This is a genomic window from Albidovulum sp. (genome assembly GCF_049646345.1).
Taxonomy (GTDB): Bacteria; Pseudomonadota; Alphaproteobacteria; order Rhodobacterales; family Rhodobacteraceae; genus Albidovulum.
In genome coordinates, this window is sequence record NZ_JBARVQ010000562.1 from 1 (window position 1) to 9,151 (window position 9,151).

Annotated in this window: 8 protein-coding genes and 1 pseudogene; 2 read left to right on the plus strand and 7 right to left on the minus strand. The window is 60.6% G+C overall.

Annotated elements, in window-relative coordinates:
- Positions 1–139 precede the first annotated feature (139 nt).
- Together WBB85_RS14545 and ychF are read right to left on the minus strand one after the other, a co-directional pair.
- Positions 140–418: pseudogene (locus WBB85_RS14545) on the minus strand (ATP-binding cassette domain-containing protein); the annotation flags it as partial.
- A gap of 428 nt (positions 419–846) precedes the next feature.
- Positions 847–1,944 carry a redox-regulated ATPase YchF gene (gene ychF, locus WBB85_RS14550; RefSeq protein ID WP_432639323.1) on the minus strand — a complete coding sequence of 366 codons (1,098 nt, stop codon included), beginning with the start codon at positions 1,942–1,944 and terminating at the stop codon, positions 847–849.
- 135 nt (positions 1,945–2,079) lie between these two features.
- Between ychF and trpA the strand changes: the two genes are divergently transcribed.
- A complete protein-coding gene (trpA, locus tag WBB85_RS14555; protein ID WP_432639324.1) occupies positions 2,080–2,871 on the plus strand; it encodes a tryptophan synthase subunit alpha in 792 nt (263 codons plus the stop codon).
- A gap of 121 nt (positions 2,872–2,992) precedes the next feature.
- On the opposite strand, the gene WBB85_RS14560 is transcribed toward trpA, so the two are convergent.
- Positions 2,993–3,769, minus strand: coding sequence for a ZIP family metal transporter (locus WBB85_RS14560; RefSeq protein ID WP_432639325.1), 777 nt, complete (start codon positions 3,767–3,769; stop codon positions 2,993–2,995).
- A gap of 117 nt (positions 3,770–3,886) precedes the next feature.
- Between WBB85_RS14560 and WBB85_RS14565 the strand changes: the two genes are divergently transcribed.
- Positions 3,887–5,050 (plus strand): alpha-hydroxy acid oxidase, encoded by a 1,164-nt coding sequence (locus WBB85_RS14565; protein ID WP_432639326.1) that lies wholly within the window; start codon positions 3,887–3,889, stop codon positions 5,048–5,050.
- Here the strand turns inward: WBB85_RS14565 and WBB85_RS14570 are convergent.
- From WBB85_RS14570 to WBB85_RS14585, 4 genes are all read right to left on the minus strand, one after another.
- Complete coding sequence (locus WBB85_RS14570) at positions 4,961–5,485, minus strand: hypothetical protein (RefSeq protein WP_432639327.1); 525 nt, start codon at positions 5,483–5,485, stop codon at positions 4,961–4,963. The two genes, WBB85_RS14565 and WBB85_RS14570, sit on opposite strands and share 90 nt — an antisense overlap.
- 5 nt (positions 5,486–5,490) lie before the next feature.
- Positions 5,491–6,072 (minus strand): protein-tyrosine phosphatase family protein, encoded by a 582-nt coding sequence (locus WBB85_RS14575; protein WP_432639328.1) that lies wholly within the window; start codon positions 6,070–6,072, stop codon positions 5,491–5,493.
- A 68-nt stretch (positions 6,073–6,140) separates the two neighbouring features.
- Positions 6,141–7,130 carry a dynamin family protein gene (locus tag WBB85_RS14580; RefSeq protein ID WP_432639329.1) on the minus strand — a complete coding sequence of 330 codons (990 nt, stop codon included), beginning with the start codon at positions 7,128–7,130 and terminating at the stop codon, positions 6,141–6,143.
- Positions 7,131–7,162: 32 nt separating this feature from the next.
- On the minus strand, positions 7,163–9,151 hold a 1,989-nt coding region (locus WBB85_RS14585; protein WP_432639330.1), incomplete at its 5' end, for a dynamin family protein.

Consider the following 9,151-nt stretch of genomic DNA (forward strand, 5'->3'; position numbering starts at 1 on the left):
GAAAGCTTCTTGGGCTTCATCGACATCACATCGATCCGCCTCTGGCTCCGCCATTTGTCAACATGACCTAGCAGCCTAAATGAACCCCTGATCCATCTTAACAAGGCTGCAAACTGGTCGGAAAAGCAGGACCACCTCTGTTGAATTGCTGAAAGACCATGCAGACATCCTGCCGGACGGCGCGGATATTCTGGGTATCCTCACCCAGTTCGAGCCCGTCGACGACGATGCGACCCACGTCATGCTCCTCAGGCCGATTGATGCAGCGGATCATCGTCGACTTGCCCGATCCCGACGGACCGCAGACCACGACCCGTTCACCGGTTCCAACCGAAAGATTGATGCCGTCGAGCACTTTGAACGGGCCGAAAAACTTCGATACCCTCGTCAGGTCGACAATGGACGGAGAACCGGACAACGTCGGTGACCTCCCCCGATGCTCCTATGCATTGCTTGACCCGTGTTGGCGGCAATTCCGTATATTTATATACTTGATACATGCCATCCACGATCTCGGCAGGACGGCTGGTGTATCTTCGACTTGATTTCGCGGATCGAACAACAGACAGGTTTCACCCTCGCTCACGACGCTTGGGGTTTTCTCCAATGCACTGTCGGTCCCGGTGCTCTCCTACATTCAGCACACCGTAAAGACAGCCGATATCAACTTCGTGAAGGCGGGAGGGGGGAGCAGCGCCCTTCGGTGTTCGGGGCGCGCGAGCACGGAGTGCGATCTGGACCGGCCATCCGGAAAATCGCAGCAAGTACATTCACCCGGTGAAAGTCCCACCAGCTTCGCAGGCGGATGAGCTGAACTGATGGTCCGAACCGGACAGACGTCGATCCTCAGGCGTTGAAGAGGAAATGCAGGACGTCGCCGTCCTTGACCTCATAGCTCTTGCCCTCGACCCGGAACTTTCCGGCCTCGCGCGCGCCCGCCTCGCCGTTCCCGGCGATATAGTCGTTATAGGCGATGGTCTCAGCCCGGATGAAGCCGCGTTCGAAATCGCCGTGGATGACACCGGCGGCCTGCGGGGCAAGCGTGCCCTTCTCGATGGTCCAGGCGCGGGCTTCCTTGGGCCCGACAGTGAAATAGGTCTGCAAGCCCAGAAGATCGTAACCTGCCCGGATCAACCGGTCGAGGCCCGCCTCATCCAGCCCCATCTCTTCCAGGAACATCGCGGCGTCACCCGCATCCATCTGCGCCAGTTCTTCCTCGATCTTGGCCGAGATCACGACCGACCCCGCCCCCTGCGCCGCCGCCATCTCGGCAACTTTCGCCGACAACGAATTTCCGCTCGCGGCCGAGGCTTCCTCGACATTGCAAACGAAGAGCACCGGCTTTGAGGTCAGCAACTGCAGCATGTCCCAGGCCTTCCGGTCCTCATCGGCCACAGTGACGGTGCGCGCGGGTTTGCCGCCTTCCAGCACCGCCAGCGCCTGCTTCATCAGCCGTTCCTGCGCCGCCGCTTCCTTGTCGCCGCCCTTGATCTTGCGCGCGATATTGGCCAGCCGCCGCTCGATGCTCTCCATATCGGCGATCATCAGCTCGGTCTCGATCGTCTCGGCATCGGCGATCGGGTCGACCTTGCCCTCGACATGGGTCACGTCGCCGTCCTCAAAACAGCGCAGCACATGGGCGATGGCGTCAACCTCACGGATATTGGCAAGGAACTGGTTGCCAAGCCCCTCACCCTTCGAGGCACCGCGCACAAGGCCCGCGATATCGACGAAAGTGATGCGGGTCGGGATGATCTGCTTCGACCCGGCAATGACGGCCAGTTTCTCCAGCCGCGGATCGGGCACAGCGACGTCACCGACATTGGGTTCGATCGTGCAGAAGGGAAAGTTCGCGGCTTGCGCGGCAGCGGTGCGGGTCAGTGCGTTGAAAAGGGTGGACTTGCCGACATTCGGCAACCCGACGATACCCATCCTGAAACCCATGATCGCGCACCTTTCATTGAAATCCGGCGCATCTATGAGGGAAGGCGGCATCGGGTCAAGCCCTGCAAGGCTCAAGCCCCATTGATTCCGCCGCGACTTTTCTGCAAGACCGGCGGAACGGACAAGGAGAGCCCCATGACCCGGATCGAAAAGAAGTTCGCCGCGCTGAAAGCCGAAGGCCGCAAAGCCTTCGTCGCCTATATCATGGCGGGCGATCCGGATCTTGAGACCTCTCTTGCGCTGATGAAGGGCCTGCCGGGCGCGGGCGTCGATGTGATCGAACTGGGCATGCCCTTCACCGATCCGATGGCCGACGGGCCGACGATCCAGCTTGCCGGGCAACGCGCGCTGGAAGGCGGGCAGACCCTGCAAAAGACGCTCGACATGGCCGCCGCGTTCCGCAAGGGCGACGATGAAACCCCCATCGTGATGATGGGCTATTACAACCCGATCTATTCGCACGGCGTGAACCGTTTTCTCGCCGATGCCAAGGCAGCCGGTGTTGATGGGCTGATCGTCGTCGACCTGCCGCCGGAAGAGGATGACGAATTGTGCATCCCGGCCCAGAACGCGGGCCTCAACTTCATCCGCCTCGCGACTCCGACAACTGATGACAGACGCCTGCCCAAGGTGCTGCAGAACACATCCGGCTTCGTCTACTACGTCTCGATCACCGGCATCACCGGCGCTGCCGCGGCAGAGGCCACCGATGTCGGCCCCGAGGTCGCGCGGATCAAGGCGGCGACCGACCTACCCATAATCGTCGGCTTTGGCATCCGGTCACCCGAAACCGCCCGGGCGATTGCCTCGGTCGCCGACGGCGCGGTCGTCGGCTCTGCCATCGTTAAAATGGTCGAGGAAAAGAAACCGGTCGCGGACATTCTCGCCTTCGTCAAAGGCCTCGCCGATGGCGCCCACAGCGCCTGACCCGCCGCTTCTTCATTGTCGAAATACCCCCGCCGGAGGCAGCCCGAGTGGTGTCCGGGAACCGGACACCACGAGATAAAAACTTGCGCCCGGAACGGGCGCTCCTTTGGATCAGACCCGCTCAGCCGAGCGTGACATCCAGAACCATCATCAGGATCAGGCCAAAGATCAGACCGGCCGTCGCCCGGTCCTGATGGCCGTTCCTGTGCGTCTCGGGCAGGATCTCGTGGCTGATGATGTAAAGCATCGCACCCGCCGCGAAGGTCAGCCCCCAAGGCAGAAGATTGGCCGAAACCGACACGGCCGCCGCGCCAAAGAAAGCACCGACGGGCTCCACGAGCCCGGTCAGGAACGCGACAAAGAAGGCGCGCCAGCGGGAATAGCCGCGCCCGACCAGCGCGACGGCCACCGCCAGCCCTTCGGGCATATCCTGAAGCGAAATGCCCGTCATCACCGACAGCCCGTTGGTCATGTCGCCACCGCCGAAGGCAACGCCGATCGAAAGGCCCTCGGGGAAGTTGTGGATGGTTATCGCGATGACGAACAGCCAGATGCGGGCCATGGCCGCCGCATCGCCACCACCCTCGGGCCCGGTAAAGAAATGCTCATGCGGCAGGGTCGCATTCAACCAGGCGACAAACCCCGCGCCCAGCGCGATGCCGGCCCCGGCAACGAGGGCGGCCAACAGAAGGGACTCATACAGCCCTTCCGCCGCTTCGATCCCCGGCAGGATCAACGAAAAATACGAGGCCGACAACATCACCCCGGCAGCAAAACCAAGCATCGTATCACTGGTCCGCTGCGACATGGTTCGCCCGATCAGAACCGGCACCGCGCCGAGTGTCGTCGCCGCCATGGCAACCAGACCCCCCAGAAATCCCAACCAGACCGTATCCATCAACGCCCTCCGCAGACGCTGGCAGTCGATCCCTCCACGGGTATAAGTTCAAGGGCGAAAACGCGTTGCACCAAATCCGCATGATTGGTAAATAATTCTATCCAATCAGGAGGAAGCATGCCGGTCATCACTTGTATCGAGGATCTGAAACGCCTTTATCGCCGCCGGGTTCCGCGCATGTTCTACGATTATGCAGAATCGGGAAGCTGGACCGAGCAGACCTTCCGTGAAAACACCTCTGACTTTGCCGGTATACGACTGCGCCAGCGCATTGCCGTGGATATGACGGGGCGCTCAACGGCCGGACAGATGATCGGACAGGACGTGGCCATGCCCGTGGCGCTTGCGCCCGTGGGCCTCATGGGAATGCAAAGCGCGGACGGAGAGATCAAGGTGGCGCGCGCGGCCGAACGGTTTGGCGTGCCCTTCACTCTCTCGACCATGTCGATCTGTTCGATCGAAGACGTGGCCGATCATGTGACAAAACCCTTCTGGTTCCAGATCTACACGCTGAACGACGATGACTTTAACCGGAAGATCATCAACCGCGCCAAGGCGGCAGGCTGTTCGGCGCTTGTGATCACCGTCGATCTGCAAATCCTTGGCCAGCGCCACAAGGATCTGAAAAACGGACTGTCCGCGCCGCCGAAACTCACCCTCTCCACGATGCTGAACCTCGCCACCAAATGGGGTTGGGGGATCGAAATGCTCGGCACCAAGCGGCGGTTCTTCGGCAATATCGTCGGCCATGTGGAGGGGGTCAGCGATCCGTCTTCGCTTTCGGTCTGGACCGCGGAAAAGTTCGACCCCGCGCTCAACTGGGACAAGATCCGCAAACTGATGGACATGTGGGGCGGCAAGGTCATCCTGAAGGGGGTTCTGGACGTAGAGGACGCTGCGAAGGCGGCCGAGGTCGGGGCCGATGCCATTGTCGTCTCGAACCATGGCGGTCGGCAGCTTGATGGCGCACTCAGTTCGATCCGCATGCTGCCGGAGATCGCCACAGAGGTGGGCGGCAAGACCGAGGTCTGGATGGATGGCGGCATCCGCGCGGGTCAGGACGTGCTGAAAGCGGTCGCCCTTGGCGCGAAGGGCGTGATGATCGGCCGCGCCTATGTCTATGGCCTTGGCGCCATGGGCGAAGCTGGTGTGACCAGGGCGCTGGAGGTCATCCACAAGGAACTCGACACATCAATGGCGCTTTGTGGGGAAACCGGGCTTGGCAATGTCGGTCGGCACAACGTTCTGGTGCCGAAAGGTTTCCTTGACGCCTACGAATGACGGTTCGGCCAAGCGGCATGAACCGCTGCCGGGCCGCCCCCAGACGGCCTGCGATACCGTATCAATGGCCAACCGCGCGCGGGTCAGCACCATGCCGGGATTGGCGCTTTTTCGGCAGACGAAGCAAATGACATGCTCGGGATGTTTCCGCGTTCGCAGGAAGACATGGATGTGATCGTCCGAAAACATGATGACCTCATTGAAGCACCCTTTCGGACTGTCACCGGGTGCCTGAAACATCTTGCCCATCGCCACGACATTCGAGCCCTGGAACAGGTCCACCGTCGCTGTGACCAGGGTATCGAGCACCTCCTGTGGATGCGGATCGACCGTGTGAACCCCCAAAAGCAGGCCAGATTCCAAGTCAATATAGCCAGAAGCCACACATTCGGGCAGAACGCCCATCGTCATCTGAAGAGTGCTGTCGAGTGACATCGGTCCTATCCGCTTTCTTCCGTTGATCTGCCCGTCGGTGTAACGCGGCCCAATACCGGCTGAGTGCCGCGCGTGCCGCGTCGATGCGCTGCAAAGTCTTTCAGGAACAGCATCTGGGCGTCCGTCTCGATCCAATGCATGTTGACCGATTTCACCCGGGCGATCGCCGCGTCGAAATCGGGATCTTCCCAGATCAGCAACGCCGCAATCATGGTGCCTGTGCGCCCGCGTCCCGCCTGACAATGAAAGACCACGGGTCTGCCCGCAGCCAATGTGGCTGAAACCACCTCGCAGGTTTCGATCGCCTGTTGAAGGGTCGGCGGGTGCCAGTCCGGGATCGGGACATGAAGGCTTTCAAGACCCAAAGCGGCGATCACATCCCGCGGCGGCGTCCATTCCGCAGTCAGTGACACGATCATCGAAACACCATGACGCAGGAGGGCGTTCAGATCGGCATCCACCGCCTGCCCCATCCGGCCCGGACGCGCCATCCCGCCTATCCGACCCTCTTCCAGCCAATGGATCAAGGGCGGCATGCCGCCGTCCTGTTCGTTGGTGGTGTCAGGGGCGAGGGGCATATCGGGCATCAGATCGGGATAGCATCCTGCGGTTTCTATCAGGTCTATCCGATATCTATGTCCGCAGGTGCGCGGCGCTACAACCGGCTTACGATGTCTATAGGCGCTGCTATCCGCTGCACCGGTACACCGCGCGTGCTTGCGCGGGTGGCATTGCGACCCTCTGAGCGCATCGGTTTCGCCACCGCTTTCTGACCGGGAATAGAGATGGCGTTGCGCAGAACGAAATAGCGTTCCTCATCAAGAACCGGCTTGGGCGGCGTTCGGGACTCTGTGGCCGCGCGAGGCGCCTCATCGCCAATTTCGTAACGCTCCAGCATGTAGCAGCGTTGCAGCGTCACACCATCGACAAGAATGTTGAACTTCTCGACCAGATCCTGTGCGCCGCTCTCGTCCCACGCGGACTGATCACCCGATTGGCTGGCCGCTAACGCATGGGTCAGCGACACGAAGGCGCGCGCATTGAAAAGACCCTCCGTTTCACGGCGAAGGCGGCGTTGGATCTTGCGCAGGTCATCCACTGTTTTGAGCTTGTCCTTCCGGGTGACAAGCAGGACAGAAACATCGCGCAAACGACGCGGCAGATCGAGCCAGGCGGCGCGCTCACTCTCTCGCCATGCCTGACCGGAATGCGTGCACCACAGGACAGCGTTGGCATATGCGACGGCATTGATCCAATACCTGACGGGGATCGACGGGTCCGAAATGCCGGGCGTATCGATCAGATCACAGCGCTTCAGAATCTCGGCCTTGTGGTAGAGGCGGACAAAGCGGGTTTCCTTGAGCGGGATTGACGACGGGTCCTGCCAGTCCACCGGGTGCCTGCGGCCTTCATGATCAACACGGTAGGGCGCTGCATCGCCGTATCTGAGCCAGATCGGAGGAAGCCGGGTCGCGGTGACCTGCATCGGCAGGACATTCTGACGAAGCAGAAGGTTCATCAGCGAAGACTTGCCCGAGCTGAACTCACCCATCAGCGCGACAACCGGCTTGCGCATGCTCCAGTCTGCAAGGCGCGTCATCTGCGTCGGGGTCACTGTGCGGGTCATGCGGGTTTCATCCTTCATCCCAATACTCCGTCTGTCGCCGGGCATCACATTCATGCTGCGGCATCATGGCCGTCGAGGGTACGGATGACCCTGTCCAGTGTGTTGATCAGATTGGCCGCCTGACCGGTGTCTTCAGCATCGGCGGCGGAAGGCTCCTGTGCCGCCGATGCGGCGATATGCAGGATCTTCTCTTTCTGTTCCGACAGAAACGCCCGGAGCACGGCCCGCATCTCATCCAGAACATGATTGAACTGCTTGGCTTCCAGATCGCCAATGATCGTTCCGACCTCGGCCCGTACCAGTCGCGCATAGTCATCCGAATAGTGCTGCATGCCTCTGCGCCGCTGCCACCAGCGTTTCCACCAGTTGCCACCCAGATCGACCGCGATGGTCTGGCTCAGCACCACGGGTGGCGGGAAATCGGGAACCTGCGGCGGTTCGATGGAAAAACCCTCATCCCTCACGGCAAGCCGGAGAACATACATATCCTGAACGGCTTTTGCTGCGGATGAATAGACATCCTCGATTTCAATCGTCGCGGCATCGGCGAAACGTGCATAGATCGACTTGAGAACGAAGCGCAGGCCGGTGGAACCGAAAGTCCAGGTTTTTCCCCGGCTGCTTTCATTGAGGTTGGCAACAAGCGCCTCGGTGGCGCGAACCACATAGTTTTCCTCAACCCGGTGCAGCCGGGGATGCAGGTCGGCAATCAGCCGTTCAATGACATCATCAAGCACTTCGCAATTCGCTTCGACGATTTCGTCGAGTTCTTCGGCAAGTTGCGCAAGCCCCTCTTCGCCATCAGGCAATGGCTGCGCAGCGGCGTCGACCTCTTCCTGAGCGCGGACTTCGTTGATGACATTCATCAGGCGCCCGCGCACACTATCGATCAGGCGCTGACCCGACTTTTCGACAATGCGGTCGAACAACACGGTCATCAGGTCGGGTATGCCGGACAAAAGCCACGTGAATTCAAACGCATCCTCGGCATCGGCCAGACCGGATGCTGCGGCCCAGTCAAACAGCGCGTCGCGCTGGTCTTCGTCCATTTCACCAAAGTCGCGTGCCAGGGCCACTTCACCCCAGCGGGCGCTGCCGAACAGGACGGCGGTATCATTGACCGCATCCACGGCGGACAGGGTCTTTTGAATACTTGCGCGGATCTCCGGGATCTGCTCGCTCGGCCGTGCCAGTTCATCGACACGGTTGACGAACAGCACAAGCTGACGATTGTCCATCGAAGCGATCAGGCGAACAAGCGCGAGGTCCGCGGTGTTCATCGCCTCATGGGCCGAAAGAACGATCACGCAAACTTCGGTATCCGCCAGCGCCTGCAGCGTGGTCTGCTCCCGCACCAGAAGCGTATCGTTGACGCCGGGGGTATCGCGCAGGCAAAGCGGGCCCGGCAGATTGGGTTGAGACAGATGCAGGTCGGCCGATTTCGTAATATCGGCAAAGCGGCCATGTGTGTTGAAGGGGTCGTCCTCCACCTCGTCCGGATCGCCAAGGCAGACATAGCGTTCGACCAGGTCGGCGTCGCAGTAACCGTAATTATGGACCTTGCCGAGCAAAGCCTCAAAACTCTTGCCCAGACGTTTGCGGGCCGCTGCGCGCATCTCTTCTGTCTGACGCTGAAGGTTTTCCAGATCATCCTTGGCACCGGCGCGATCCGCCATCTGGCCAAGACGGCCACCACCTTCAAGCAGGTTCGCCCATTCGTCCGGTCCAAACAGCTGGAAGGCCGCTTTGGTCCGTCCATCCTGATGAGCGATATTGAGATGAACGTTGGTGACGACCGAAGTCAGCGGGTTGACGTCCGAGGGAAGAAGACCGATCTGACCGCCCAGAACATTGGTCAGAGCCGTTTTCCCGGCCTTGACCTGACCGACGAGCGTTACGCTCGGTTCGTATGCGTCGATCCGGCCCAAAATATCCTCAAGCCGCGTTGCAAGATGCGGTTCGCAGCCGTTCGCAAGGTCCGAAACCTGCGACCGGATCGACTTCAGAATGCCATAGAACTCCGCCATGCGTTCGGTGCA

Bases quoted from the DNA above. Each gene is read 5' to 3' on its own strand.
- WBB85_RS14575 (WP_432639328.1), bottom strand. From the start codon at position 6,072: ATGCCCGATATGCCCCTCGCCCCTGACACCACCAACGAACAGGACGGC.
- trpA (WP_432639324.1), top strand. From the start codon at position 2,080: ATGACCCGGATCGAAAAGAAGTTCGCCGCGCTGAAAGCCGAAGGCCGC.
- WBB85_RS14565 (WP_432639326.1), top strand. From the start codon at position 3,887: ATGCCGGTCATCACTTGTATCGAGGATCTGAAACGCCTTTATCGCCGC.
- WBB85_RS14560 (WP_432639325.1), bottom strand. From the start codon at position 3,769: ATGGATACGGTCTGGTTGGGATTTCTGGGGGGTCTGGTTGCCATGGCG.
- ychF (WP_432639323.1), bottom strand. From the start codon at position 1,944: ATGGGTTTCAGGATGGGTATCGTCGGGTTGCCGAATGTCGGCAAGTCC.
- WBB85_RS14570 (WP_432639327.1), bottom strand. From the start codon at position 5,485: ATGTCACTCGACAGCACTCTTCAGATGACGATGGGCGTTCTGCCCGAA.
- WBB85_RS14580 (WP_432639329.1), bottom strand. From the start codon at position 7,130: ATGAAGGATGAAACCCGCATGACCCGCACAGTGACCCCGACGCAGATG.